The following is a 25,196-nucleotide window of genomic DNA, read 5'->3' as shown; positions in this document are numbered from 1 at the left end:
TTGACAACCGGACGGCCGGCACGGGGTTTCCCCGCTTCAGCTTTCGGTAAGGAATGCCATGATATAAAGTCGGTCCATTTGTTTGCGACCGGACCGATTCACTGCTTACACCGGTCTTGCGGGACCGGACGCCTCGCGGCATCGACCGCACAGGCCATACGAAAGACATTTATGCATGTTCAAAACGCCCGCCGCTGGGCACCACGCGGTGTTCGCCCGTGGATCGCCGCGGCGGCCGCACTCGTGATCGCCGCCACCGTGCGGTTGATGCTGCACCCGTTGGTCGGCCCGATCATGCCGGGCACCGCGTTCGGTATCGCGGCCGCGCTGATTGAGTATTACTTCGGACTGGCGCCCGCGCTGACCGTGATGCTGCTCGGCCTCGGCCTCGCCGACTACCTGTTCGTGCCGCCCTACGCGCAGATCGACGTCTTCAATCGCGCGGACCTGATCCTGCTGATCTCTTACCCGCTCGTCACGCTGATCGTGATCACGCTGATCGAGCGCCTGCGCCGCGCGCAGTTTCGCGCGGAACTGATCGCATCGGTCGCGCAGTCGCGCTACGAAATGCTGCTGCGGCACGACAACGAACGCGTGCTCGCGCGCCGCGCGGTCGATGAAACGCATCGCCTGCTGCGCCATCTCGCGCAGCACAACAAGACCTTCATCCTGATCCAGGCGCTCGAGCGCCATGCGGTCGTAGCGGCCGGCGGCGAAAGCACGTCAACCGCACGCGCGCTGCCGAGCGAAATCGCGCCGGGCCCGCGCTTCACCGACGTGCACCCCGAAGACATCCAGCGCTTCTGGAATGGCCTGCGGCCCGGCAGTCATCGCGTGCGGATGGAATCGGACGACGGCACATCGAAGCTGGTGGACTGCGTCTGCGAACGCTTTACGACGCACGCGGGGGATTTTCTCGTGCTGCGCCTCGGAGATTGACCATCGAACGCGCGACCACTCTTTTCAACGCCGGCGATCACCACGCCGTACTGATGCTGCACGGGCTGTCGAGTTCGCCGCTGGAATTGCGCTTTCTCGCACGCTCCCTGAACAACGAAGGCTTCACCACCTGCGCGCCAGTGCTCGACGGCTATAGCGCAGGCACCGTCGAACAGCGGATGGAACGCTGGCTCGATGCCGCAGTGGCCGAGTACGATGCGCTCGCAAGCCGCTATGCGCGCGTGTCGATCTGCGGACTGTCGATCGGCGCGGCACTCGCGCTGGCGCTTGCTCGCCGACGGCCGAACGCGCAGGCGCTGGTGCTGCTGTCGCTCACGCTGGCCTACGACGGCTGGGCCATCCCGTGGTATCGCTTCCTGTTGAACTGGGCGTACTTCACGCCGCTGCGCACGCGCTGGCGCTATCGCGAGGCGGCGCCGTTCGGCCTGCGTAACGAGGCACTGCGCGCGAAGATCGCACGAGCGATGCAGCGCAACGACTTCAGCGAAGTCGGGCCGTCGACGATCTCGCTGCCCGCACTGCATGAAGCAAGCCGCCTCGCGAGCAACGTGCGCTCGCATCTGCACGAGATCCGCAACGACTGCCTGATCGTCCACGCGATCGACGACGAAACCTCCAGCCCACGCACTGCGCGCGACGTCGCCGCGCGGCTCGGCACCAGCTTCCTGCGGACCATCTGGCTCGACGATTCCTATCACATGATCACGTCCGACAACGAGCGCGAAGTCGTCGCGCGCGAAACCGCCGCGTTCCTGCGCGAAAGCGAGATCGCGCACAACGGCGACCGTTCGCGAGTGCCGGTCGTATCGAAAGCGCTGGCGCGCCGGTTGCGGCAACTGTCCGCGCTCGGCAAGGAAAACGCATGACGGTATCTCCCTTTCGCGTTGCACTGCTATGCGCGGCGTTCACGTTCGCATCGACTGCCGCGCACGCGGACGCGGACGGAACCACGAGTCCAGCCAGCCCTTCCGACAGCAAATGGAAGATCGCACTCGGCCCTGGCCTGTTCATCACGCCCGCGTATCCAGGCTCAAGCAAAACGAAGGTCTACCCATTTCCGGCGCTCGACATTTCATATGACGACCGCTTCTTTTCGCAGGGCCCCGACGTACTCGGCGTGAACGTGCTGCGCAGCCCCGCCTACCATCTCGGCGCCGCGCTCAGCTTCGACTTCCAGTCGCGCAGCGACTCCGACGACGCACGCCTGCGCGGTCTCGGCGATGTGCACTCGAGCCCGAAACTGAAACTGTTTGGCGACTACACGTGGTGGGCATTCACGGGCTCCGTCGCGATGTATCAGGACATCGCAGGACATGGGCAAGGCAAGACCGTCGTCAGCGATCTCTATGCATCGCTGCCACTCGACAACTGGCTGTTCTCGATCGGCCCGGGCTTCACGTGGGCCGACGCGGAATACACGCGCACCTTCTTCGGCGTCTCGCCGCAGCAGAGCGCCGCGTCGAAACTGCCGACGTTCGACACCGGCTCCGGCATTCGCGACGTGCATCTGAACGTCTACGTCAGCCACGATTTCTCGAAGCACTGGACCAGTTCCATCTCGATCGTCGCCGGCAGGCTGCAGCACTTTGCCGCCGACAGCCCGATCACGTCGCGCCGCTTCGAACTCAATTCGCTCGCGGCGGTCTATTACCGCTTTTGATTCCCGGTGCTTCCGCGCGATATGCTGACGAAGAGAAACGACCGTCCGTCGTCCCTTTCGCCAAACGCCTACCCCATCGCCCATGAAGCCCAAGCAACCCGACCAGCCTGCCAATACCGGGGCTGCGCTCGCGCAGGACGCGCTGGCCGTTTATGAACGAGGCGACGCGCCGCTGGCCGAAGATCTCTACCGGCGCCGGCTCGCCACGAACGATCGCGACGGCATCGCGCACAACAACCTCGCGAATCTGCTACGGCAGTCGAGCCGTTACAGCGAAGCAAAACTGCATTACGAGCGCGCGCTCGAGTCGATGCCCGATTCAGCGGAGATCCGGCAAAACCTGGCCGGCCTTCTCGAGACGCTTCACGAATACGATCGCGCAGAAGCCGAGTATCGCCGCGCGCTTGAACTGCGACCCGATTTCGTCGAGGCACGCTTCAATCTTGGACTGCTTCTGCTCGCCGCGGGACGCTATGCGGAGGGCTGGCCGCTCTACGAAAGCCGGTTGCAGATCGATCACGAACACGGGACATTGCCGTTTCCACGCTGGAACGGCGAAGACCTGAACGGCAAGACACTATTGCTCGTCCCCGAGCAGGGGTACGGCGATACGATCCAGTTTTCCCGTTACGCGTCGTTGCTGAAAGCGCGAGGCGTCCGGACACTCTCCATGCTCTGCAAGCCGCAACTCGCACCGCTGCTGCGAACGGTGAAGGGCATCGACGCACTCGTCACGGATCCCCAGGCGCTTCATGTCCACGATTACTGGGATTCCGTGATGAGCCTGCCGTATCACTTCGGCACGACGCTCGAATCGATTCCCGCGGAGATACCCTACCTGGGCGTATTCACGAACCGGCTGGATGCGTGGCGCGAACGCCTGCCGTCCGATGGCGTGCGCGTGGGGCTCGTCTGGAAGGGAAACCCTGCGCATGACAACGATGCCGAGCGATCGCTGCGCCATTTTTCCGATCTGTCACCGCTGTGGTCGATCGATGGAGTTCGCTTTGTCAGCTTGCAGGTAGGTAACGCGGAGGCAGAGACGCAGGACTGCGACGCGCAGCAGCCGATTCTTTGCCTTGGAAAAGAGATCCGCGACTTCGCCGATACGGCAGCGATCGTGGCCCAGCTCAATCTCGTCATATGCGTCGATACGGCGGTGGCGCATGTGGCCGGCGCATTGGGCATCGCGTGCTGGTTGATGTTGCCACGCGCCGGAACGGACTGGCGTTGGCATCGGAGCGGCAATCAATCGCCGTGGTACCCGAAGGACATGTATCTCTTTCGACAAACACCGGCCGGATGGAGCGCCGTGGTTGAGGAGGTCACGGCAGCGCTCGCGGATGTGATGCGGGGGAGGTAGTCGGGTACGTCCCCGCTCGGTGCTTGACGTCAGCTGTCGCCCGCCGCCGGTTCCGCTTCGTGCCCGAGCCGCGCCTTCGCATGACGCATTTTCTCCAGCGTCTTCGGCCCGAGCCTTAGCGCGACGCCGATCGCGAGCGCATCCATGATGCACAGATGCACGAGCCGCGACACGCCCGGCGTATTCGGATCGATCGGGCTCGCGACGCGCAGCAGCAGCGGGATGTCGACGAGCCACGCAAGCCGCGACCCGACGCTCGTCAGTGCGATCGTCGTCGCGCCGCGTTCCTTCGCGATCTGGATGCTCTCGTTCACTTCGACGCTGCGCCCCGCGTGCGAAATCGCGAACGCGACGTCGCCGGGTTCCATCAGGCCCGCGTAAAGCCGCTGCAGATGACCGTCGGTGAACGCGGTCGCGGCGAGATCGAGACGCAGGAAACGCAGCGCCGCGTCCTGCGCGACGAGGCCTGAGCCCGAACCGACACCGAAGAAGAACACGCGCCGCGCATGGGTGATCGCCGCGATCGCCGCAGCGACTGCAACCGGATCGAGCGCACCGCGCGCATGCGTGATGCCATCGACGGCCGCTTCGCCAACCTTATCGAGGAGCGTCTGGATGTCGTCGTCGTGCGCCACCGCCGTCGACGCATACGGCAACCCGCCCGCGACGCTCTGCGCAAGCTGCATCTTGAAGTCGCGCAGACCGTGCGCGCCGACCGCGCGGCAAAAGCGCGTCACCGAAGGCTCGGACACGTCGGCCCGCTGTGCGAGTTCGGTGATGCTCGCGCGCATCGCGAAGTCGACGTCCGAGAGCACCATGTTGGCGACCTTGCGCTCGGCCGGCCGCAACGACGTCAGCGCACTGCGGATGTGGGGAATCAGATTCGGTGCGGACACCCGTGCGTTCCTTATGGCTTGAGGGCTGGAATCCGCGCGTCGTTCGCGGCGCCGGTCGACACTTCGACGATCCGCGCCGCACGCGGTGTCAGGCGATCCTCTGCCCACTCTCCGTGTCGAACAGGTGAAGATGCTCCGCCGGCAGGCGCAACGTCACGCGCTGGCCGGGCTCGAACGCCGCGCGCCGGCGGGTCGTGACGCACCACGTACTGCCACCGATCTTGCCGTACAGATGCGTTTCCGCACCGGTCGGCTCGACAACCTCGATGTCCATCGCGGTCGCAGTGTCGTTCCCGCCATTCCCACTGCCCGCGACATCGAGTTCGACATGCTCAGGCCGCACGCCGAGCGTGAGCTTCGCGCCCGGCGCGGCCTCGGCGGCAACTGCGCCCGGCAGCGCCACTTCCACACCGTCGCCGAACTTCAGCGCCGGTCCCTGCGCGCCCGCGGTAACGATGCCTTCGGCGAAATTCATCGACGGCGAGCCAAGAAAACTCGCGACGAACAGATTCGCGGGCCGGTCGTACAGATCCAGCGGCCGGCCGATCTGCTCGATGCGCCCTGCGTTCATCACGACGATGCGATCGGCCATCGTCATCGCTTCGATCTGGTCGTGCGTCACGTAGATCACGGTGTTCTTCAACCGCTGATGCAGCGCCTTGATCTCGGTGCGCATCTGCACGCGCAGTTTCGCGTCGAGGTTCGACAGCGGCTCGTCGAACAGGAACAGCGACGGCTCGCGCACCACCGCGCGGCCCATCGCGACACGCTGCCGCTGACCGCCCGACAGCGCGCGCGGCAAACGATCCAGATAGCCGCTGAGATTCAGCATCTTCGCCGCGGCCTCGATGCGCGGCTTGAAGTTCGCGACCGGCTCCTTGCGGATGCGCGGACCGAACGCGATGTTCTCGTACACCGACAGATGCGGATACAGCGCATAGCTCTGGAACACCATCGAGATGTTTCGCTGCTGCGGCGCGAGTCCGTTCGCGCGCGTGCCGCCGATCATCAGATCGCCGCCGCTGATTTCCTCGAGGCCCGCGACCATCCGCATCAGCGTGCTCTTGCCACAACCCGACGGGCCGACCAGCACGACGAATTCACCGTCGTCGATATCGAGGTCGATGCCGTGCACGACCTGGATATCGCCGTAGCGTTTGAAGATGCCGCTCAGTTGCACTGCTGCCATGCTGTCCTCGTGACGGGTTTTACGTGTTGCTTTTACGTGTTGCTGTGCCGACCGGTCCAATCGCTTCAGATCGACTCGAGCGTCAGTTCTTCGGTCATCAGCCGGTTGCCGGCCATCAGCCCGCCGTCCACCGGCAACGCGACACCGGTGATCACGCGCGCCATCGGCGACGCGAGGAACAGCACCGCGTCGGCGATATCGTCGGGCGTCGCGAAATCGCGCAACGGGTACCACTTCTTCAGATCTTCGAACACCTGCGGATTCTTTTCGACGCGTGCCTTCCACGCCTTCGTCTGCACGGTGCCCGGACAGACGATGTTCGCGCGGATGCCAAAGCGCCCCAGCTCGATCGCGAGCGCCTTCGTATAGCTGATCAGGCCGGCCTTCGCCGCGCTGTACGCGGGATGACCAAGCGACGTGATCCCGTTGACCGAACCGATCAGCACGAGCGCGCCGCGCTGCCGTTCGATCATCGACGTGCGCACCGACTCGACTACGTGGTACGTGCCGTTCAGGTTCAGGTGCACGTCGCGATGCCAGCTGGCGACGTCCGTCGTCGCGAGCGTTGGGCTCTTCGCACCGCCCGCGTTCGCGACCAGCACGTCGACCGGTCCGCGCACCGCCACCGCCGCGTCCACCGCGGCGCGCACCGCAACGGCGTCGCCGATATCAGCCGCGACCGGCGTCACGTGCGCCGCGCCGAGTTCGGCGACGAGCGCATCGAGCCCGGCGGCATCGACGTCCATCGCGAGCACCGTGTCGCCGTCCGCAACGAACCGCCTGCACAGCACGCTGCCGATCCCGCCGCATGCTCCCGTCACCAGTACGACACGCTTCATGTTCGCTCCTGCTTCTGCCCGAACGCATGGTCAGGCTTGTAAATTTCCAACATTTGGGTTGATGCACCGTTGCGGCGAAGGTCCCAGGGTAACCCCTGGCCGATCCTTGCAGCACGCAGGATCCCCCTTCTTTTACAGCATCTTATGCACAAATCGCTCCGAGAAAAAATATCGCCAACCCTACGTGACAACATTTTTTTCGTCCTGTAGGATTTTTACAAACAACAATTCCAACCCCGCGGCCGGTTGCCGGCGGCAGACCACCCCAAGGAGAGTCGAAATGTCGTTGCATGCACGTGCTTCCCTCGTGCTCGGCAGAATTGCCGTAGCACTCGCATTTGCAGGTATTGCCCATGCGGCGCAGGCCGACACGGTCCGCGTCACCGTCGCGCACTACAGCGACGCGACGGCGCCGTACTTCGAAAAGATGGCCCGTAACTTCGAAAAAGCGAATCCGGGCACCACCATCAAGATCGAAGATGTGAACTGGGACACGCTGCAGCAGAAACTGCAGACGGACATCTCGGGCGGCGCGAACGCCGACCTCGCGATCGTCGGCACGCGCTGGCTGCTCGACTTCGTGAAGGACGACGTCGCCGAGCCGCTCGACGGCTACATGGACCCGAGTTTCAAGAACCGCTTCATCGGACCGTTCCTCGCACCGGGCGAGATCAACGGCAAGGTCTACGGCCTGCCGATCGCAGCGTCCGCGCGCGCGCTCTACTACAACAAGGACCTGCTCGCGAAGGCTGGCTTCCCGAACGGCCCCAAGACATGGGACGACGTGATCGCCGCATCGAAGAAGCTGAAGTCGATGGGCATCGCTGGCTTCGGTCTGCAAGGCAAGGAAATCGAAACGGACGTCTACTGGTACTACGCGTTGTGGACCAACGGCGGCGACGTGGTCGGCAAGGACGGCAAGGCCGCGTTCAATTCGCCGGCCGGCGTGAAGGCCGCGACGCTGTACAAGACGCTGATCGACGACGGTCTGACGGAGCCCGGCGTGACCGGCTACAGCCGCGAGGACGTGCAGAACCTGTTCAAGCAGGGCCGCGTCGCGATGGTCATCTCGGCGCCATTCCTTTCCAAGCAGATCAAGAAGGAAGCGCCGACCCTCAAGTACGGCATCGATCCGATCCCGATGGGCACGACGCACGCCACGTACGCGGTGACCGATTCGATCGTGATGTTCAAGAACTCGAAAGTGAAGAAGAGCGCGTGGAAGTTCCTCGACTATCTGTTCACGAAGGAACCGCGCGTCGAGTTCACGAGCACCGAAGGCTTCCTGCCGACAACGAAGGCTGAAGCCACCGACCCGGCATTCAACGATCCGGACACGAAGGCTTTCGTCGCGCTGCTGCCGACCGCGAAGTTCGCCCCGACCATCACCGGTTGGGAAGACACCGCGAAGGCCGTGACGAACGCGATGCAGTCGATCTACCTCGGCAAGGCGAAGCCCGCCGATGCGCTGAACGCGGCCGCGACCGAAGCGAACAAGTCGCTCGGCAAATGATGCGGATTGACGCGCATTGATGTACTGCGGGCGGGCCGGTCCGCCCGCCGCCTCGCGCACGAATGGCCACGCGCGGGGCGGCCTCTGTCCTTTCTGTCGCGCCGGCCGCGCATCGCCGCGTATGCCGCGTATGCCGGACCGGCGCTTCCTGAGATCGAACCCGCATGAGCCGTTCCAGCATTTCCAGTCGTTCTGCTAGACAGCGCCTGTCGGCGCCCTGGCTGCTGATCGCGCCGAGTCTGATTCTCGCGCTGTTCATCATCAGCTACCCGATCTACAACATCGTGTTCCAGTCGCTGCACGAGGTGTCGCGCTTCGGCATGATCCGCGGCTTCAGCGGGCTCGCGAATTTCTCCAATGTGTTCTCCGATCCGGTGTTCGCCGACGCGGCGCGGCGCACCGTCGTCTGGACCGCCTGCGTGGTCGGCGGCACGGTGCTCGTGTCGGTACCGGTCGCGCTGGTGCTGAATCAGGATTTTTACGGCCGCGGCGTCGCGCGCACCATCGTCATGCTGCCGTGGTCCGTGTCGCTGACGATGACGGCCGTCGTGTGGCGCTGGGCGTTCAACGACGACTACGGGATGGTCAACGTCACGCTGCAGCGCCTGGGTCTGATCGGCGGACCGATCCACTGGCTCGCGACACCCGAATTCGCGTTCCCCGTCGAGATCGCGGTCGGCATTCTCGTGTCGATTCCGTTCACGGTGACGATCCTGCTCGGCGGGCTGTCGTCGGTACCGGGCGATATCTACGAAGCGGCGCGCATCGACGGTGCGAGCGCGTGGCAGCAGTTCCGCAAGCTGACGCTGCCGCTGCTGCGGCCGTTCATCAACATGGCGATCCTGCTTAACGTGATCTACGTGTTCAACTCGTTTCCGATCATCTGGGTGATGACGCAGGGTGGCCCTGACGACAGTACGCACATCCTCGTCACCTACCTGTACGAACTCGGCTTCCGGCTCGGCCGGCCCGGCGAAGCGGCGGCCGTCTCGCTGATCATGCTCGCGATGCTGCTCGTGTTCTCGATCGCGTACCTGCGCATGGTGCCGCAGAAGGAAGGAGACGCCGCATGAGCTCGAAAATGAAACGCACGCTGTGGTGCTGGCTCGCGCTCGCGCCGCTCGTCGTGCTCGTGCTGTTTCCGTTCGCGGTGATGCTGTTCACCGCGCTCAAGCCGGCAAACGAAGTGTTCGTCTATCCGGCGCGCTGGCTGCCGGTGAACTGGCACTGGCAGAACTTCGCGGACATGTGGGTGGCGGCGAATTTCGGCGTTGCGCTGCGCAACAGCGTGGTGATCAGCCTGCTGTCGACGGCGCTCGCACTCGCCGTCAGCCTGCCTGCCGCGTATGCGCTCGCACGCTTTCCATTCCGTGGCCGCGGCGCGTACCGGCAGTTCCTGCTCGTCACGCAGATGCTGTCGCCGATCCTGCTGGTGGTCGGCCTGTTCCGCCTCGCCGCGATGATCCCGTACGGCGACGGCAACCTCGTCGATTCGAAGATCGGCGTGATCGTGTCGTACGCGGCGTTCAACATCGCGTTCGCGGTGTGGATGCTGTCGTCGTATTTCCAGACCGTGCCGCGCGATCTAGAAGAAGCCGCGTGGCTCGAAGGATGCGGCCGCACGCGTGCGGTGTTTAAAGTATTCCTGCCGCTCGCGGTGCCCGCGATCGTCGTGACGGCGATCTTCACGTTCATCAACGCGTGGAACGAATTCGCGGTGGTGTACACGCTGATCCGCTCGCCCGAAAACAAGACACTCACCGTTCAGGTGACCGACATGGTCGCGGGTAAATACACGGTCGAATGGCACCTCGTCATGGCAGCGACGCTGTGCGCGACGCTGCCGGTGTCGATCGTGTTCGCGTGGCTGCAGCGGTATCTGGTGAAGGGGCTCGCGCTGGGGGCGGTGAAGTAACGGGGTTACCCTTCGAAGACTAACCTTGGCATCGACGCAAAACGATACCAGCAGCGGTTTACCGAGCGTCCAAAACGCCAGAAACCGCTTGTGAAACCGCCTGCCGCGGCGGCCCGCGCTGCGGCGATTTCCCTGTACATCGACGCCAGACCGCGTAGCATGGGGTCAAAGCCGGGCGTGCCCGTTCCGTCCGCTTCGCCCGCTGCGTGCGCTCGACAGCCGGGCCGGCTCATCGACCGGCCGACCGTCTATCCGATGCGGCGTTCCGTCCCGAACATCATCGCCCGATGCAGCCGCGCACTTTCATTTGCGGCGGCCATCGCCCCATCCCTAAGGGCCGCATGTGCGGCCACCGGAGTTCGTCATGGCTACCGCTTTCCGTCTTTACCGCGGCTTCGAGATCTATCCGCTCGTGTACCCTCACCGCGCGACGCAGGCCGGGTTCGGCCACAACTATGACGAAGGTTTCGATGCGTCGGTACGCATCAGCCAGCCGGATGCGACCGGCGCGCGTCCGCGCAGCCGCGTGTTTCATGTACCGGTCAAGCGGCCATTCGAAAGCGCGGGGGAAGCGAGGCGCGCGTCGTCGGTTTACGCGGAACAGCTGATCGACGAAGGCGGACTCGATCACACGGCGTGGGAACGTCAGGCCTGACACATCGAGCGCAACACGGATTCAGATGGAACATATGGAACTCGCGATTCAACCCTGCGTGCCCTGCGCCGAACTGCACGGCCAGCCCTCGACCGCCGAAGCCCACGCAGATCTACGACCGCTTAGCCTGGCCGGCTCGGACACCGCGCGCGAAACCGAGCACTATCGCTGCCGGCGCTGCTACGCGGAGTTCGTCCGCGTGCTCGAAGGGAACCAAAGTCAGGCAGTGTGGATGTTGATCAACGCCGGGCAGCATTGATCGCGCTCATAGGCTCATAGCCCCGCTACAGCCCCACCACCGACACACAGAGCCCCGGCCCAGGCTGGTTATTACGCAGCGACAGCGTGAGCCCCTGGCGCTCCGCAATGCGCGTGACAATCGATAACCCGAGGCCGCTGCCCTGCCCCTGCGCGCCTTCGCCGCGGTAGAAGCGGTCGAATACGCGCTCCAGCTCCGGCTCGGGAATGCCCGGCCCCGAGTCGATCACCTCGAAGCCCATGCCCGTCTTCGCACGCGTCAGCACGACGTCGACCTTGCCGCCGGCCGGTGTGTGACGGATCGCGTTGTCGATCAGATTGTTCAGCAGCACCGCGAGCGAATGCGGTTCCGCGAACACCTGGCACGCGTCTGCCTGGGTCAGCGGCGCACGAAATTCGAGCCCGATATCGACCGACTTCGCCTCCGCAATCAGCGAGAAATCGCTGACCGCCTGTTCGCCGATGCGCCGCAGACTCACCGACTCCTTCGTCGTCGCCGGCCGCGCGTCTTCGCGCGCCAGCGTGAGCAGTTGCTGCACGAGATGGATGATCCGGTTGAGCCGGCCCTCGACGCGTTCGAGCGTCTGCCCTTCGCCCTTCAATGTGCCGTCGCGCGACGCGGCCTGCAATTGCAGCTTCAATGCGGCCAGCGGCGAACGCAGTTCGTGCGCGGCATCGGCGATGAACGTGCGCTGCGCCTGCGAGGCGGTGTTGAGCCGTTGCAGCAGATCGTCGAGCGCATCGACGAGCGGCCGGATTTCCACCGGCACCGTGCCACGGGGCCGCAGCGGTTCGAGCGAATCGATCGAACGCGTCGCGAGCGCGCGCGACAATCCGCCGATCGGTGCAAGTCCGCGCGCGACGACGAACAGCACCAGCACGATCGTCACCGGCACCAGCACCGCGAGCGGCCACAGCGTGTGCAGCGCAAGCTGCAGCGCGAGTTCTTCGCGCACCGACACGGGCTGCGCGACCTGCACGAATCGACCGGCCTGCTGCAGCCCCAACACGCGCCAGTGACGCTCGTCCCGCTCGATCGTGCGCAGGCCTTCAGGCAGCCGCCCCAGCAGCGGCGGACGCCGCGAGTGGTAGACGAGCGCACCGGCCTGGTCCCAGATCTCGATGACGATGTGGTCGTCCGACAGATCTCCGAGGTCGGGCGCACGATACCCGGCGGCGGGCGCCGTTTCGAGGTTCGACGGCAGCGACGTCGCGACGGTGCGCAGTTCGTAGTCGAACAGCTCGCTCGCCTCTTCGCGCGCGGTGTGAAAAATGCCGAACGCGGCAATGCCCGACGCGGCAGCCAGTCCGAAGATCAGCCAGCCCAGCAGCCAGCGACGGATCGACCTCATTCGCTCCTCTTGAGCCGGTAGCCGACGCCGCGCACGGTGACGATCTGCTCCGCGCCAATTTTGCGTCGCAGGCTATGGACGTGAACCTCGATCGTATTGCTGCCGACTTCCTCGCCCCATCCGTACAGCTTGTCCTCCAGCTCCGCTTTCGTGAACACGCGCGTCGGCTCTTCGATCAGCGCCTGCAGCAGCGCGAATTCGCGCGGTACGAGCGATACAGGTGCGCCCGCTTTCGTCACTTCGTGCGCGGCCGGGTCGAGCGTCAGTTCGCCGTGCGCATAGACCGGCTGCTTCTGGCCGGTGCGCCGGCGCAGCAGCGCGCGCACGCGCGCCGCGAGTTCGTCGAGATCGAACGGTTTGATCAGGTAATCGTCGGCGCCGGCATCGAGGCCGGAAATGCGGTCGTCGACCGCGTCGCGCGCGGTCAGGATGATCACCGGTGCCTGGCCGTCGTGTTTGCGATAGGCGTTGAGTACGGCGATGCCATCAAGCTTCGGCAACCCGAGATCGAGCAGCACGAGGTCGTACACGCCGTTGCCGAGCGACAGCTCCGCTTCGCGGCCGTCGCGCGCCCAGTCGACCGCATAGCCCGCGCGGCGCATCGACTCCTGCACCGTCTCCGCAATCATCTCGTCGTCTTCCACCAGCAGCAGACGCATCGTTTCTCCCTTGTGCGCATTTTCGCGCCTGTACATGGCTGTATTGTCGCGTTTAGCGGGTTAACGTACCCTTAAGCGTCACTTAAGCGCTTCATCGGCAGAATCGACCGCTTGCCCTCTTGCGCATCGAAGCGCTACGTTTATTCAGGAGCCGGACCTTGCCCGTCAGGAAGCCGCCCACCACCGTCGACTCTACGCGTGCGGCGCCCCCCATCATCGCATCGCGCGCTCTGCGCACGACCGCGCGAATCACACGTATGACCGCTCTGGTAGGCACAACGCTTGTCGCCGCATGCACGTGGTATCGGCCCGCGCCGCTGTCCGCCCACGATACGTCAACGTCGGCGACCGCGCTCGAACACGTGCAGATCGACCCCGCGACGATGCCGCTGCCCGAACTCGCCGCACATCGCTTCGATCCGTCGGACGGCCTCGACATCGAAGAGGTCGCGATGCTGGCGGTGGCCAGCAACCCCGACCTGAAGCTCGCCCGCGACGACCTCGGCATTGCACGCGCGCAGGCCTTTTCCGCCGGCCTGCTGCCCGACCCGCAATTGAGTGTGTCGAGCGACTACCCCGGCGCGCTCGGCACCACGCGCGCGTTCAATTATGGCTTGAGCATGGACGTGATGGCGATCGTCACGCGCGGCGCGAACAAAAAATCCGCCGATGCGACCGTCGTCAAGACCGACCTCACGCTGTTGTGGCAGGAATGGCAGATCGTCGCGCAGGCGAAGCAGCTGTTTCTGAAAGCGCGCTTTCAGGACGCGACGCTGCCGCTGCTGCAACAGCAGCTCGACCTTGCGCGCACGCGCTACGAGCGCATGGCCGCCGCGCAGCGCGACGGCAACCTGACCGCGGACGCAACGACCGCCGCGCTCACGTCCTATGCGGATGCGCGCAAGCAATACGCCGACGCGCAACGCGCAGCGGAACAGACCCATCACGACCTGAACGCGCTACTCGGCCTCGCACCCGACGTGCAACTGACCCTGACCGGCGCTGAAGACGGCAGCGTGCCCGACGATGCGACGATCGACTCGGCCGTCGCCGCGCTGCCGAAGCGGCGTCCCGATCTGCTCGCGCTGCGCGCGGGCTACGACGCGCAGGAACAGAAGTATCGCTCGGCGATCCTGAGCCAGTTTCCGAGCCTGTCGGTCGGCTTCGTGCGTGCGCGCGACACGTCGAACATCTACACGAGCGGCTTCCAGATCAACCTGAGCCTGCCGATCTTCAACCGCAACCGTGGCAACGTCGCGATCGAGCACGCGACACGCCAACGTCTGCGCGACGAGTACCAGATCCGGCTGAACCAGGCGTATGCAGACGTCGCGCATCTGCGCACGGACAGCGCGCTGCTCGCGGGTCAGCTGCAGCAGACAGAAGCCTCGCTGCCCGACGTCGACCGTGCCGCGCGCGATGCGGCGAATGCGTTCGCCGCGCATAACCTCGCGCTCGGCGCGTACACCGATGCGCAGAGCGCCGCGCTCGTCAAGCGCATCGACGTCGCGACGCTGCGCGAATCGCTTGCCGAACAGAGCATCGGGTTGCAGGCGCTGCTCGGCAGCGCGATCCCCGATCCGTTCTCGACGGCATCGCCGTCTTCCTCCGCTTCAACTGCTTCAACTGCTTCCGATACTCATGCGAAATAGCCGTCTTTCGACCCCCGCGCGACGGATCGCCGTCTGCGTCGCGCTGCTCGCCGTCGTCGTCGTAGGCTGGCGCCTCGTGTCGCACTTCGCGACGTCGGGCGCCGCCGTGCCCGACACATCCGCTTCCACCTCCCCCGCCGATAACGGCAGCGTCGCCGTGCAGATCGCGACCGTGCAGCGCGGCCCGATCGCGCAGCCAGTGCGTGGCTACGGCGTCGTGTCGTCGTCTGCGTCGAACGTCACCGCGATCAATCTGCCGTACGTCGCGCGGATCGTGCAGATGCGCGTGCAGCCGGGACAAACCGTCGCGCGCGGTGCGCCGCTCTTCGTCGTGCAGGCCGATGCAGCCGCCGTGCTGGCCGCCGCGCAGGCACGCAGCGCACTGACGCTCGCGCAGGGCGAACTCGCGCGCACCCAGTCGCTGTACCGCAATGCCCTTGCAACGCAATCGCAGATCGCCGCCGCGCAGAAGGCCGAAGACGACGCGCGGCAGGCACTCGCCGCGCAGCAGGCAACCGGCATCGCGGCCGGTCCGCACACGATTGTCGCGCCACTCGACGGCGTCGTGACGCAGCTCAGCGCGAACCTGGGCGACCAGGTGCAGGCGGGCACGATGATCCTGCAGCTCGCCGCCGCGAACGGCGGCAACGATGCGCGCGCGAACGTGACGCTCGGTGTCGAGCCCGCCGATGCCGCGTCGATTCACCCTGGCGACACGGTCACCCTGCACGGCCTGTCGACCGCGCTCGCAGGCACGGCGCTCGCGGGCCGCGTGACGCTGGTGGGCGCCGCGATCGATCCGCAGAGCCAGCTCGTCGACGTCGGTGCAACCGTGCCGCTCGGGCAGACCGCGTTCATTCCGGGCACCCGCGTCGGCGCGGACATCGCGACGCGCGCCGGCACCTGGTGGATCGTGCCGCGCTCAGCGGTGCTGAAGGACGAGCACGGTGCCTACGTATTCCAGGTCACGCCGCAGCACAAGGCGCACCGCGTCGCGGTCGTCGCGAAGGTCGAGGACGGCCCACGCTACGGCGTCGACGGTGCGCTCGACGGTGCGCAGCCGCTCGTGACAAGCGGCAACTATGAACTGCAGGACGGCATGACCGTGCGCGTCGACGGAGGCGCCGCACGATGAATTTCGGTCAATGGATGCAGGCGCACCGGCGCTCGCTGCTGTTCGTCATCGCACTGCTTGCGATCGCCGGTTCGCTCGCGGCGTTTCGTGTACCGATCTCGCTGTTTCCGAACGTCGCGTTTCCGCGCGCGGTCGTGTCGCTCGATGCCGGCGACCGCCCCGCCGAACAGATGGCGACGCTCGTCACGATGCCGGTCGAGGAAGCGCTGCGCCGCGTACCGAACGTGCGCGACGTCGAGTCGAGGACGAGCCGCGGCAGCGCCGAAGTGTCGATCAACTTCGACTGGGGCACCGACATGGCGCAGGCCACGCTGCAGGCGCAATCGGCCATCAGCGAGATCCTGTCGACGCTACCGCAGGGCACGTCGATGCAGGTGCGCCGGATGGACCCCACGGTGTTCCCCGTGCTCGCATACAGCCTCACGTCGTCGCAGCAGTCGCTGTCATCGCTGCGCGATCTCGCGCAGTTCCAGATGCGTCCGCTGCTGTCCGCGGTGGATGGCGTCGCGCGCGTCGAGGTGATGGGCGGCGCGCAGGATGAGTTCGAAGTCGCGATCGACCCCGCCCGGCTCGCTGCGTTCAAACTGTCGCTGGCGGACGTGTCGAAGGCGATCGGCGCGAGCAACGTATTGATGGCGACCGGGCGCATCGAGGACCACGACAAGCTGTATCTCGTGATCGCGAACGCGACAGTCACGCGCATCGCCGAACTGAAGCGCGTCGTCGTATCGACGAACGGCGCGACCCAGGTGCGTCTCGGCGATATCGCGACGGTGCGCCAGGGCGTCGTGCCGCAATGGATGCGCGTCACCGCCGACGGCAAGGACGCGGTCCTGATCAATGTCTATCAGCAGCCGGGCGCGAACAGCGTCGCGATGGCACGCGCGATCCGCGCGAAGCTCGCGGATTTCAGCCACCAGATGCCGGCCGGCGTGCATCTCTCGAACTGGTACGACCAGAGCGAACTCGTGATCGCCGCGGCGACCAGCGTGCGCGACGCGATCATGATCGGCGTCGTGCTCGCGGCGTTCACGCTGTTCGCGTTCCTGCGCAACTGGAAGATCACCGCGATCGCGGTCGCGCTCGTGCCGATCGTGATGGCCGCGACGATCCTGCTGCTCGACGTGTTCGGCATGGGTTTCAACATCATGACGCTCGGCGGGATGGCGGCGGCGGTCGGCCTCGTGATCGACGACGCGATCGTGATGATCGAGCACATCGTGCGCCGCATGCGCGAAGGCGGTACGCACGCGTTCCACGGCCGCGTGCTCGCGGCAGCGCTCGAATTCACGCGGCCGCTCGCGGGTTCGTCGGCGGCGACGCTGATCATCTTCGTGCCGCTCGCGTTTCTGTCAGGTGTGACCGGCGCGTTCTTCAAGGCGCTGTCGGTGACGATGGCGAGCGCGCTGTTCATTTCGTTTCTCGTCACGTGGCTCGCGGTGCCGATCCTGTGCGACCGCTGGCTCAAGCAGAAGGACGCCGAGGAACATCAGGAGACGCGTTTCTCGCTATGGATGAACCGGCGCTACACGTCGCTCGTCGAGCACGTGACCGCACGGCCGTTGCTCGTACTGTTAGGCGTGGTGCCGTTGGTCGTCGTGGCCGCGCTGGCGTTCACACGGGTAGGCAGCGGCTTCATGCCCACCATGGACGAAGGCGGCTTCGTGCTCGACTATCACACCGAACCGGGCACGTCGATTACCGAAACCGACCGGCTGATGAAGCAGGTCGAGACAATCATCAGCGCGAACCCGAACGTGTCGACGTATTCGCGGCGTACCGGCGCGGGACTCGGCGGCGATCTCAACGAACCGAATCGCGGCGACTTCTTCGTGCGGCTGAAATCCGGTAACCGCGAACCGATCGAAACGGTGATGGAAGAAATCCGCGCGCGCATCGAGAGTCAGGTGCCCGGCGTCAGCGTCGAACTCGCGCAACTGATGGAAGACCTGATCGGCGATCTGACCGCCGTGCCGCAGCCGGTGCAGATCAAGATTTACTCCGACGACGCCAACACGCTCGACACGGTCGCGCGCAAGGTGGCCGCGCGAATCGGCACGATAGCCGGCGTAGTCGACGTGAACGACGGCATCAATCCGGCCGGCGATGCGCTCGAACTGCACATCCGGCCCGACGCGGCCGCAGCCGAAGGGATGGACCCGCAGTCGATCGCGCAGGCGGTGTCGGACATGGTCGAGGGCAACGTCGCGACGCAGTTCCAGAACGGGCCGAAGACGGTCGGCGTGCGCGTGAGCATCGACGGCGCGCTGAAGCTGACCGATACGCAACTGGGCCGGTTGCAGATTCGCGCGCCGGACGGTCATCTGTTCGCGCTAACGCGCGTCGCCGACATCGTCGCGGTGACGGGACAGCCCGAGATCAGCCGCGACAACCTGAAGCGGATGGTCGCGGTGACCGCGCGCATCGACGGCCGCGATCTCGGCTCGACGATCGCCGACGTGCAGCGCGCGCTCGGCGACAAGGGGCTGTTGCCCACGGGGGTCTACTACGAACTCGGCGGCCTGTACCAGCAGCAGCAGATCGCGTTCAAGGGCCTGCTGGGCGTGTTCGGCGCCGCGGTCGCGCTCGTGTTCGGCCTGCTGCTGTTCCTGTACGAACGCTTCCGCGTCGCGTTCGCCGTGATGGCGATGCCGCTCCTCGCGACGGGCGCGGTGTTCATCGGGTTATGGCTCACCGGCATCGAACTGAACATCTCCGCGATGATGGGCATGACGATGATCATCGGGATCGTCACCGAGGTCGCGATCTTCTACGTGTCGGAGCTGCACGGGCTCACGCACGAAGAAGGCATGCCGTTCGAACGGGCGGTCGTCGAAGCGGGCCGCAACCGTCTGCGGCCCATCGCGATGACCACGATCGCGGCGATCCTCGCACTCCTGCCGCTCGCGTTCGCGCTGGGGCAGGGGTCGGCGATGCAGCAGCCGCTCGCGATCGCGATCATCTCGGGGCTGATCGTGCAGTTGCCGCTCGTGTTGCTGTTGCTGCCGGTGCTGTTGAAACTGCTGATGAAGCAGGCGCTCTGAGATGAGGGGGTATTAGCGGCAGTCCGCAACGTCCGCGAAGCCGCCGCGCATCGCACCCGTCGCGTCGAGCGCGGCGGCGACGCGCGGCGACAGCAGCGCACTCAATTCGTCCGCGTGACGGTAGAGCCGCATCCCGAGCGTCAGCGCGCTGTCGCCCGCGATCGCCGGATGACAATAGATTTCGCCGACGCCGTCGGGCAGTCGTTGCAATGCACGCAGCCACGTCGCTTCGTCCATCCGGCCTGTTTCGTCGATGCCGATCACGTAGTCGTTGTGCGCGATCCGCGCGCGGTCGAGCCGCCGGCGCGTGAGCGCGATCCACGGTCCGAGCCACGCCGGCGCATCGGTCTCGACCGGCAGACGCATCGCGCGCATCCCGTAGTCGCGACCGATCCGCAGGATCAAATCCAGCACGACCGGATGCAGATGAAAATGCTTGTGCGTGTTCACGTGATCGAGCACGAGACCGGTCTTCGCGAACGCATCGAACTGCGCGCGAATCTCGGCGGCAAGCTGGCGGCGCACGTGCGGCAGGAAGAAAAAGCGGAAACCATCGCGCACCATGTTGTCGCCGAAGCGGCCCTCCGCGTCGACCAGCGCGCCGATCTGGCCGCACGGCAACACTGCGTGGCCGTCGGCCAGCACTACGTGCAGCCCGACGCGCAATTCCGGCAGCCGCAGCGCGCGCGTCACCGCGTCGCGGGCGAACGGCGCGCCGACCATCAGGCTCGCCGCCGTCAGCACGCCGCGCAGATGCGCCTGTTCGACCGCTTCGTTGACACGCGGATGCAGGCCGAAATCGTCGGCGGTGATGATGAGGCGGCGCGCGGGCTGCGGTTCGTCCGCCTGTGCGCGGTCAGCCGCCATCGGAAGTCTCCATCGCGTCGACGATACTCCGGTTCGGGTTCGGAGTCAGGCCCGGCGCCGCGAGCGGCGTGACCGACGCAACCGACGACGTCACTGGCACGCGCGAGCCGCGCCACACGACGTGCGTGCCGACCGTCGCGCCGAGCCATTGCAGCGCGAGCAGACCGTCACGCAGCGGCACGAGCGGCAGGTCGCGCCAGAAGCTACGCGACGCGTGCGCGCAGCGCGCATGCAGCAGCACCCGCGCAACGAGACCGGCAGATGCGCAGACAGTCATCTCTATAGCGAACCCCGGGTGACCGGTCGACGAACCGTGCAGCGCGAGCCATGCGGCAAACACCAGCCACGGCGACGTGAACGAGATCGGCAGAAACGCGAAGCCCGGACGATTCACCGAGCGAATCGTGCGCAGCCAGCGCGTTTCGCGGCGCCACAATGCGCCGAGGGTCCGTTCGATCACGTCGGTCGCGACCACCACGGGCGACAGTACCGTGCGCAGCCCGAGTTCGCGCGCATGCCGCGTGAGCCAGTAGTCGTCGGCGAGGCAGTCGCGCAGCACGGCGAAGCCGCCCATCTGTTCGAGCGTCGTGCGCCGCAGCGCGAGTGTCGCGCCAAAGCCGAAGCTGCTCGAACCCGCCGCGTGCGCGATGCGCACCGACGGCACGAACCATTCGTTGATGAACAGCGCGCCGACGCGCGGCCAGAACCCGCCGATACCCTTCGCCTCGTACAGGCACGTCACGACGCCGACCGACGCGTCGGCAAGCGGCGCGACGACCGTCTCGAGATAGTCGGGCTCCACGGCGATGTCGCTGTCGGCGATCACGAATACGTCGTACCAGGCGTACTCCGCCATGTTGATCAGGTTGCTGACTTTCAGGTTGCTGCCGTACACGCGCGGGTCGACCGTCAGTTCGATATCGACCTGCGGATAGGCGGCCCGCAGACGCTGCACGACCACGATCGCCGGGTCGTCGTAGGACGACACGCCGAACAGCAGCTGGAAGCGGTTATAAGTCTGCTCGCAAAAAGTAGCGAGGTTTTCGTAGAGGCGCGGCTCGTCGCCGCATAGCGGCTTGAACACGGTCACGGCCGGCAGAGGGTGCCCGCCGCGCACTGCGCGGTGCCGCGCGACGCTCACGAACGGCATCGCGACCGCGGCGCAGATCGCATACAGCGCTGCAGCGCCGCATCCGCCCGCGAGCAGCCATTGCGACAGTGGCAAGGCATGCATCATCGCCGTCATCGGCGAACTCCCGCGACCGCGCCGCGAAAGACATGCAAGCCGTTGTCCGGACAGGACCCGGTGTCGAAGGACAGCGCGGAGCGGGCAACGGTCGGATGCAGCATGTCGTGGGTATCAAGCGAGTTCGAACGGTATTCCGGTAAGACGCAGATGCAGGATGACAAGGTGACGCCGGGGACAGTCGGACGCCACCGAGATACGTCTCGTCCGCTGATCGCAGCATACCGCATGACCGCTTTTCACGGCGCCGCCGAATGCGAAATGTGCGATGTGGCGCGCCGCGAGTATGCCGACGACGATCACCAGCACGCACGACACGCGGAACGCGGCGGAATCGAATACGCTTTCGGAAATGCCGAGCAGCAGCAACGACGCCAGCGCTGCCACCTGTACGACCATTGCGGCAAGCGCGGCCATCAGCAGATGGGCGCGCAGCATGTCGACAGTGACGGATTTCACGATGATCATGGCGATACGGAACGCTCGCAGAACGGGCCGTGATCGCTCGACCGCGGCGGCCGCCCCATGCTCAAACACGACGGGACCAGGACGAAACACTACGCTTCGTCCATGACAGAACTCCGAGCGATGCTAGCCATGCAACCTGAAGGAAACCTTAAGCGGCGCGGCGTAGCGTGCAAGCGGGCGCGCAGGTGGTTACACTGCTTCGTGCAGCGCACGGCCGGCCCGGAACGGTTCGCGACGCGGCGCTTTTCAGGTAAAGGATGTTCCATGCGGATACTTCTCGTCGAAGACGACGAGCTGATCGGTTGCGGTATCGAGGCTGGCTTGCGCCAGGCCGGCTTTACCGTCGACTGGACACGTGACGGCCATGACGCGCAACTCGCGCTCACCACCACGGAATACGCGCTCGTCGTGCTCGATCTCGGCCTGCCCGGCCTCTCCGGCATGACGCTGCTGAAATGGCTCCGGCAGGCTGGGAAAGATCTGCCCGTGCTCGTGCTCACGGCGAAAGGCACGGTCGTCGATCGCGTGAGCGGCCTCGAAGCCGGCGCCGACGACTACATGGGCAAGCCGTTCGATCTGACCGAACTGGTCGCGCGTTGCCGCGCGTTGTTGCGGCGTGCGCAAGGCCGCAGCGTCGAACTGATCCGCTATCGGGACCTGACCGTGAATCCCGTCGCACAGACAGTCGAGCTCGGCGAGTTGCGCGTGCCGCTCACGTCGCGCGAATGGGCGGTGCTGATCCAGCTGCTGACCAACCAGGGCATTCCGCAATCGCGTTCGCGTCTCGAGGAAAGCCTGTATGGATGGCAGGAAGAAATCGAAAGCAACGCAATCGAAGTGCATGTTTCGAATCTGCGCAAGAAGCTCGGCGCACAGTTGATCAAGACCGTGCGCGGCATCGGCTATGTCGTGGAGAAACCGTGAGGCCTATGCCGATCCGCCGCCGCCTGATGCTGCTCGTGCTGGTCAGCATCTCGATCGTGTGGGGTGTCGCACTCTTGTCGAGCTACCGTCAGGCATCACGCGAAGTCGGCGAATGGGAAAACGCGCGGCTTGCCGAACTCGCGCAGATTCTCGCGCTGCTGAGCCCGCAGGACCTGCACACGCTCGCAGAGGCACGCATCGACGTACGCGAGGAAGAAAGAGGTGGCGACCCCGGCGCGAACGACGATGATGACGACGACACGCTGCCGCGCGACGCGCTCTTCCAGGTTCGCGACGCGCAGAACCGCGTGCTGGCCGGCAGTCCGCAGCTCGCCGCACTCAACGCATGGGACCTGCCCGTGCCGCCGCACAGCGGCGCGCAGACCATCGCGCTCGGCGGCAAGGAATGGCACAGCTTCACGCTGCGCAACACGCTGCTCGGGCACACGGTGCGCGTGTTCGAGCCGGCCAACACGCGCAGCGATCTCGTGAGCGGCGTCGCGCGGCGCATCGCGCGACCGCTGGTAATCGCACTGCCGGTGCTCGCGCTCGTCGTGTGGTTCAGCGTCGGCATCAGTCTCGCGCCGTTGAAGACATTGTCGCGCGCGGTGCTCGGGCGCGACATCAACCGGCTGGAACCGGTCGACAGTGGCAGTGTGCCGAAGGAGGTGCGGCCACTCGTCGACGCAATCAATCACGTGCTTGCCAGACTGCAATACTCGCTCGAACGGCAGCGTGCGTTCACCGCCGACGCGGCGCACGAACTGAAGACGCCGCTCGCCGCGATCAAGGTGCAGGCGCAGGTCGCGCTCGGCGAACCTGATCCGCAGCGGCAGCGTCTCGCGATGGAGCGCGTCGTGCAGGGTGTCGATCGCAGCGCGCGGCTCGCCGAACACCTGTTGCTGCTCGCGCGGCTAGACGAGCACGAGAAGGTATCGACGTCGCAAATCGTCGCCGCGGCGATCGCGAAAGATACGATTCTCGCCAACGATCAGACCGCACGGCAAAAGAACATCCGCGTGACACTCGCCGGCGACATGCATGCGACGATCGCCGCCGAACCGGTGCTGACCGGCATCCTGCTCGACAATCTGATCGACAACGCGATCAAGTATGGCCGCACCGGCGGCACCATCGAAGTCACCGTGCAAAAGGACATGGGCCGCGTGCGGCTCACCGTGCGCGACGACGGCCCTGGTGTCGCGCCCGACGACCTGGCGCATCTGACCAACCGCTTCTTCCGCGCGACCGGGAACCAGGCGACCGGCAGCGGGCTGGGGCTATCGATCGTCGAGCGGATCGCCGAGCATTTCGACGCGCAGCTATATTTCGGCGCGGGGATTGGCAAGCGCGGGCTTGCCGTCGAAGTGTCGTTTCCCGCGCCCGCCGTGGTGAGCTGAACGCGCGAACTATTCGTCGACGGTCGCGCGACTCGCCGCGAGCGCCGGTGTGCCGTCAGGGCCAGGCAGCGATGCGAGGCCGGACGACCCCGCGATCTGCCACGCGAACAGGCCCGGCACGAACACCAGCAGATCGCGCAGGCGGCGCGCGCCGGCCAGCGCGAGACACGTCGACGGATCGAGACCGAGCGCGCCGCCGATCAGCACGAACCCGCCCTCCTGCACTCCGAGCCCGCCGGGCACGAAGAACGCCGCGCTGCTCGCCGCCTGAATCAACGCTTCGAGTACGAGCGCATCGAGAAACCCCGCGTGTGAGCCGAGAAAATGCAGCGCGATCCACAGTTCGAGCGACGTCGCGGCGTACTTCACCGGCTGCCAGAACAACAGATAGCGCAACACCACGGCGCGCCGCCGCCAGATCGACAGAATGGTCTGATCGATACGTGCCGATTGCCCGACGAGCGCCGCGAGCTTGCCGCCCGCGACCCGGTTCAGCACGCGTGTGATGCGTTCGAACGGACTCGCGTGCTGAACGAACGCGAACAGCAGCAACAGCGGCGCGAGCACGACAACGCCCCAGGCAAGATCGCCGGCAAGACGCAGCGTGTCGGATTGCGCGGTCATCGACAGAAAGCCGATGCCGACCATCGTGAACAGCAGCTGGGCGATCACGGTCAGTTGCATGTCGACGACGAGACTCGCCGCCGCGATCGACGGTCGCACACCCCAGCGCTGCAGCAACCGGAACGACACGACTTCGCCGCCCACGCGCGCGACCGGCAGCATCCCGTTGACCGATTCGCGAATCCATACGATACACAGCATCGCGAGCAACGTGGGGCGACGTGGGCCGCGCATCAGCGAACGCCAGTCGAACGCGCTCGCGGCCATCGGCAACACGTGCACGGCGGCGGCCAGCGCGAGCCCGGCACCCGCGGTACGCATCAGGCCAAGCACCGTGCGGGGATCGTCGTGCCACACGAGCCAGCATGCCAGCAGCAGGCCGGCGAATGCGGCAATGCGGCCGGAGTGGCGAATCACGCGCGCCCCTCGTACGACGATGCTCGCATGGACCGCGCGATCATGCCTCGTGCGCGCGCAGGAAGCGGAAGAACTCGACGCCTTCGCGCAGGCGCCGCTTCATCATCTCCCAGCTCGTGAGCATCTCGCGCACGATCTCCCAGATCTTCGACGGCCGGAA

At 65.7% G+C, this 25,196-nt stretch carries 23 protein-coding genes; 15 read left to right on the top strand and 8 right to left on the bottom strand.

The genetic code is table 11. The features are described from left to right. The first annotated feature begins 171 nt into the window (after positions 1-171). From ACREXZ_RS13185 to ACREXZ_RS13170, 4 genes are all read left to right on the top strand, one after another. Positions 172-939, top strand: coding sequence for a DUF4118 domain-containing protein (locus ACREXZ_RS13185; RefSeq protein ID WP_431764527.1), 768 nt, complete (start codon positions 172-174; stop codon positions 937-939). 53 nt (positions 940-992) lie between these two features. Beyond that, the gene (locus ACREXZ_RS13180; protein WP_431764739.1) at positions 993-1,826 is read left to right on the top strand and encodes an alpha/beta hydrolase; all 834 of its coding nucleotides are present in this window, start codon (positions 993-995) and stop codon (positions 1,824-1,826) included. Then, positions 1,823-2,620, top strand: a complete 798-nt coding sequence (locus ACREXZ_RS13175; protein ID WP_431764526.1) for a MipA/OmpV family protein — start codon at positions 1,823-1,825, stop codon at positions 2,618-2,620. The genes ACREXZ_RS13180 and ACREXZ_RS13175 overlap by 4 nt, the downstream gene beginning before the upstream one ends. An 82-nt stretch (positions 2,621-2,702) precedes the next feature. Beyond that, the gene (locus tag ACREXZ_RS13170) at positions 2,703-3,983 is read left to right on the top strand and encodes a tetratricopeptide repeat protein (RefSeq protein WP_431764525.1); all 1,281 of its coding nucleotides are present in this window, start codon (positions 2,703-2,705) and stop codon (positions 3,981-3,983) included. Positions 3,984-4,012: 29 nt separating this feature from the next. On the opposite strand, the gene ACREXZ_RS13165 is transcribed toward ACREXZ_RS13170, so the two are convergent. The 3 genes from ACREXZ_RS13165 to ACREXZ_RS13155 form a co-directional block, all read right to left on the bottom strand. Beyond that, the gene (locus ACREXZ_RS13165) at positions 4,013-4,879 is read right to left on the bottom strand and encodes an SIS domain-containing protein (RefSeq protein WP_431764524.1); all 867 of its coding nucleotides are present in this window, start codon (positions 4,877-4,879) and stop codon (positions 4,013-4,015) included. A gap of 88 nt (positions 4,880-4,967) precedes the next feature. After that, on the bottom strand, positions 4,968-6,068 hold the full coding sequence (locus ACREXZ_RS13160) for an ABC transporter ATP-binding protein (protein WP_431764523.1): 1,101 nt from the start codon (positions 6,066-6,068) through the stop codon (positions 4,968-4,970). Positions 6,069-6,133: 65 nt separating this feature from the next. After that, complete coding sequence (locus tag ACREXZ_RS13155; protein ID WP_431764522.1) at positions 6,134-6,907, bottom strand: SDR family oxidoreductase; 774 nt, start codon at positions 6,905-6,907, stop codon at positions 6,134-6,136. 280 nt (positions 6,908-7,187) lie between these two features. Between ACREXZ_RS13155 and ACREXZ_RS13150 the strand changes: the two genes are divergently transcribed. The 5 genes from ACREXZ_RS13150 to ACREXZ_RS13130 all read left to right on the top strand — a co-directional run bounded on the left by ACREXZ_RS13150 (position 7,188) and on the right by ACREXZ_RS13130 (position 11,249). Then, positions 7,188-8,420 carry an ABC transporter substrate-binding protein gene (locus ACREXZ_RS13150; protein WP_431764521.1) on the top strand — a complete coding sequence of 411 codons (1,233 nt, stop codon included), beginning with the start codon at positions 7,188-7,190 and terminating at the stop codon, positions 8,418-8,420. A gap of 164 nt (positions 8,421-8,584) precedes the next feature. Next, the gene (locus ACREXZ_RS13145) at positions 8,585-9,493 is read left to right on the top strand and encodes a carbohydrate ABC transporter permease (RefSeq protein ID WP_431764520.1); all 909 of its coding nucleotides are present in this window, start codon (positions 8,585-8,587) and stop codon (positions 9,491-9,493) included. Further along, entirely contained in the window at positions 9,490-10,335 is an 846-nt protein-coding gene (locus ACREXZ_RS13140; RefSeq protein WP_431764519.1) for a carbohydrate ABC transporter permease, read from the top strand. Before ACREXZ_RS13145 ends, ACREXZ_RS13140 begins: the two co-directional genes overlap by 4 nt. Before the next feature lie 364 nt (positions 10,336-10,699). Then, on the top strand, positions 10,700-10,990 hold the full coding sequence (locus ACREXZ_RS13135) for a hypothetical protein (RefSeq protein ID WP_431764518.1): 291 nt from the start codon (positions 10,700-10,702) through the stop codon (positions 10,988-10,990). A gap of 34 nt (positions 10,991-11,024) precedes the next feature. Beyond that, the gene (locus ACREXZ_RS13130; RefSeq protein WP_431764517.1) at positions 11,025-11,249 is read left to right on the top strand and encodes a hypothetical protein; all 225 of its coding nucleotides are present in this window, start codon (positions 11,025-11,027) and stop codon (positions 11,247-11,249) included. A 25-nt stretch (positions 11,250-11,274) separates the two neighbouring features. Here the strand turns inward: ACREXZ_RS13130 and ACREXZ_RS13125 are convergent, their stop codons facing one another. Together ACREXZ_RS13125 and ACREXZ_RS13120 are read right to left on the bottom strand one after the other, a co-directional pair. Continuing rightward, the gene (locus ACREXZ_RS13125) at positions 11,275-12,600 is read right to left on the bottom strand and encodes an ATP-binding protein (protein ID WP_431764516.1); all 1,326 of its coding nucleotides are present in this window, start codon (positions 12,598-12,600) and stop codon (positions 11,275-11,277) included. Continuing rightward, a complete protein-coding gene (locus ACREXZ_RS13120; RefSeq protein WP_431764515.1) occupies positions 12,597-13,259 on the bottom strand; it encodes a response regulator in 663 nt (220 codons plus the stop codon). Before ACREXZ_RS13120 ends, ACREXZ_RS13125 begins: the two co-directional genes overlap by 4 nt. 257 nt (positions 13,260-13,516) lie before the next feature. Between ACREXZ_RS13120 and ACREXZ_RS13115 the strand changes: the two genes are divergently transcribed. The 3 genes from ACREXZ_RS13115 to ACREXZ_RS13105 are packed head-to-tail and all read left to right on the top strand — an operon-like array spanning position 13,517 to position 19,090. Continuing rightward, the gene (locus tag ACREXZ_RS13115; RefSeq protein WP_431764514.1) at positions 13,517-14,911 is read left to right on the top strand and encodes a TolC family protein; all 1,395 of its coding nucleotides are present in this window, start codon (positions 13,517-13,519) and stop codon (positions 14,909-14,911) included. Beyond that, entirely contained in the window at positions 14,901-16,046 is a 1,146-nt protein-coding gene (locus ACREXZ_RS13110; RefSeq protein WP_431764513.1) for an efflux RND transporter periplasmic adaptor subunit, read from the top strand. Before ACREXZ_RS13115 ends, ACREXZ_RS13110 begins: the two co-directional genes overlap by 11 nt. After that, positions 16,043-19,090 carry an efflux RND transporter permease subunit gene (locus ACREXZ_RS13105; RefSeq protein ID WP_431764512.1) on the top strand — a complete coding sequence of 1,016 codons (3,048 nt, stop codon included), beginning with the start codon at positions 16,043-16,045 and terminating at the stop codon, positions 19,088-19,090. The genes ACREXZ_RS13110 and ACREXZ_RS13105 overlap by 4 nt, the downstream gene beginning before the upstream one ends. Before the next feature lie 12 nt (positions 19,091-19,102). On the opposite strand, the gene hpnK is transcribed toward ACREXZ_RS13105, so the two are convergent. Together hpnK and hpnI are read right to left on the bottom strand one after the other, a co-directional pair. Further along, the gene (hpnK, locus tag ACREXZ_RS13100) at positions 19,103-19,957 is read right to left on the bottom strand and encodes a hopanoid biosynthesis-associated protein HpnK (RefSeq protein ID WP_431764511.1); all 855 of its coding nucleotides are present in this window, start codon (positions 19,955-19,957) and stop codon (positions 19,103-19,105) included. After that, complete coding sequence (gene hpnI / locus ACREXZ_RS13095; protein ID WP_431764738.1) at positions 19,947-21,194, bottom strand: bacteriohopanetetrol glucosamine biosynthesis glycosyltransferase HpnI; 1,248 nt, start codon at positions 21,192-21,194, stop codon at positions 19,947-19,949. Before hpnI ends, hpnK begins: the two co-directional genes overlap by 11 nt. A gap of 69 nt (positions 21,195-21,263) precedes the next feature. Here hpnI and ACREXZ_RS13090 point away from each other — a divergent pair, with 69 nt between their 5' ends. The 3 genes from ACREXZ_RS13090 (at position 21,264) to ACREXZ_RS13080 (ending at position 23,995) form a co-directional block, all read left to right on the top strand. Continuing rightward, positions 21,264-21,704 (top strand): hypothetical protein, encoded by a 441-nt coding sequence (locus ACREXZ_RS13090; RefSeq protein WP_431764510.1) that lies wholly within the window; start codon positions 21,264-21,266, stop codon positions 21,702-21,704. 231 nt (positions 21,705-21,935) lie between these two features. Continuing rightward, positions 21,936-22,595, top strand: a complete 660-nt coding sequence (locus ACREXZ_RS13085) for a response regulator (protein ID WP_431764509.1) — start codon at positions 21,936-21,938, stop codon at positions 22,593-22,595. Between the two features lie 5 nt (positions 22,596-22,600). Continuing rightward, complete coding sequence (locus ACREXZ_RS13080; RefSeq protein ID WP_431764508.1) at positions 22,601-23,995, top strand: ATP-binding protein; 1,395 nt, start codon at positions 22,601-22,603, stop codon at positions 23,993-23,995. Between the two features lie 9 nt (positions 23,996-24,004). On the opposite strand, the gene ACREXZ_RS13075 is transcribed toward ACREXZ_RS13080, so the two are convergent. Next, positions 24,005-25,036, bottom strand: coding sequence for a lysylphosphatidylglycerol synthase domain-containing protein (locus ACREXZ_RS13075; RefSeq protein WP_431764507.1), 1,032 nt, complete (start codon positions 25,034-25,036; stop codon positions 24,005-24,007). Between the last annotated feature and the right edge of the window lie 160 nt (positions 25,037-25,196).

The sequence above is a fragment of the Paraburkholderia sp. genome (assembly GCF_050742655.1).
In the GTDB taxonomy this organism is placed as follows: Bacteria; Pseudomonadota; Gammaproteobacteria; order Burkholderiales; family Burkholderiaceae; genus Paraburkholderia.
Note: the sequence above shows the minus strand (reverse complement) of the source record. Positions and strands in the feature narration are given on the sequence as shown.

Excerpts from the sequence above, each read along its gene's own strand:
- hpnI (WP_431764738.1), bottom strand. The coding sequence starts at position 21,194 with ATGATGCATGCCTTGCCACTGTCGCAATGGCTGCTCGCGGGCGGATGC.
- ACREXZ_RS13160 (WP_431764523.1), bottom strand. The coding sequence starts at position 6,068 with ATGGCAGCAGTGCAACTGAGCGGCATCTTCAAACGCTACGGCGATATC.
- hpnK (WP_431764511.1), bottom strand. The coding sequence starts at position 19,957 with ATGGCGGCTGACCGCGCACAGGCGGACGAACCGCAGCCCGCGCGCCGC.
- ACREXZ_RS13175 (WP_431764526.1), top strand. The coding sequence starts at position 1,823 with ATGACGGTATCTCCCTTTCGCGTTGCACTGCTATGCGCGGCGTTCACG.
- ACREXZ_RS13155 (WP_431764522.1), bottom strand. The coding sequence starts at position 6,907 with ATGAAGCGTGTCGTACTGGTGACGGGAGCATGCGGCGGGATCGGCAGC.
- ACREXZ_RS13185 (WP_431764527.1), top strand. The coding sequence starts at position 172 with ATGCATGTTCAAAACGCCCGCCGCTGGGCACCACGCGGTGTTCGCCCG.
- ACREXZ_RS13140 (WP_431764519.1), top strand. The coding sequence starts at position 9,490 with ATGAGCTCGAAAATGAAACGCACGCTGTGGTGCTGGCTCGCGCTCGCG.
- ACREXZ_RS13080 (WP_431764508.1), top strand. The coding sequence starts at position 22,601 with ATGCCGATCCGCCGCCGCCTGATGCTGCTCGTGCTGGTCAGCATCTCG.
- ACREXZ_RS13125 (WP_431764516.1), bottom strand. The coding sequence starts at position 12,600 with ATGAGGTCGATCCGTCGCTGGCTGCTGGGCTGGCTGATCTTCGGACTG.
- ACREXZ_RS13145 (WP_431764520.1), top strand. The coding sequence starts at position 8,585 with ATGAGCCGTTCCAGCATTTCCAGTCGTTCTGCTAGACAGCGCCTGTCG.
- ACREXZ_RS13180 (WP_431764739.1), top strand. The coding sequence starts at position 993 with ATGCTGCACGGGCTGTCGAGTTCGCCGCTGGAATTGCGCTTTCTCGCA.
- ACREXZ_RS13115 (WP_431764514.1), top strand. The coding sequence starts at position 13,517 with ATGACCGCTCTGGTAGGCACAACGCTTGTCGCCGCATGCACGTGGTAT.
- ACREXZ_RS13150 (WP_431764521.1), top strand. The coding sequence starts at position 7,188 with ATGTCGTTGCATGCACGTGCTTCCCTCGTGCTCGGCAGAATTGCCGTA.
- ACREXZ_RS13110 (WP_431764513.1), top strand. The coding sequence starts at position 14,901 with ATGCGAAATAGCCGTCTTTCGACCCCCGCGCGACGGATCGCCGTCTGC.
- ACREXZ_RS13130 (WP_431764517.1), top strand. The coding sequence starts at position 11,025 with ATGGAACTCGCGATTCAACCCTGCGTGCCCTGCGCCGAACTGCACGGC.
- ACREXZ_RS13135 (WP_431764518.1), top strand. The coding sequence starts at position 10,700 with ATGGCTACCGCTTTCCGTCTTTACCGCGGCTTCGAGATCTATCCGCTC.
- ACREXZ_RS13085 (WP_431764509.1), top strand. The coding sequence starts at position 21,936 with ATGCGGATACTTCTCGTCGAAGACGACGAGCTGATCGGTTGCGGTATC.
- ACREXZ_RS13170 (WP_431764525.1), top strand. The coding sequence starts at position 2,703 with ATGAAGCCCAAGCAACCCGACCAGCCTGCCAATACCGGGGCTGCGCTC.
- ACREXZ_RS13120 (WP_431764515.1), bottom strand. The coding sequence starts at position 13,259 with ATGCGTCTGCTGCTGGTGGAAGACGACGAGATGATTGCGGAGACGGTG.
- ACREXZ_RS13105 (WP_431764512.1), top strand. The coding sequence starts at position 16,043 with ATGAATTTCGGTCAATGGATGCAGGCGCACCGGCGCTCGCTGCTGTTC.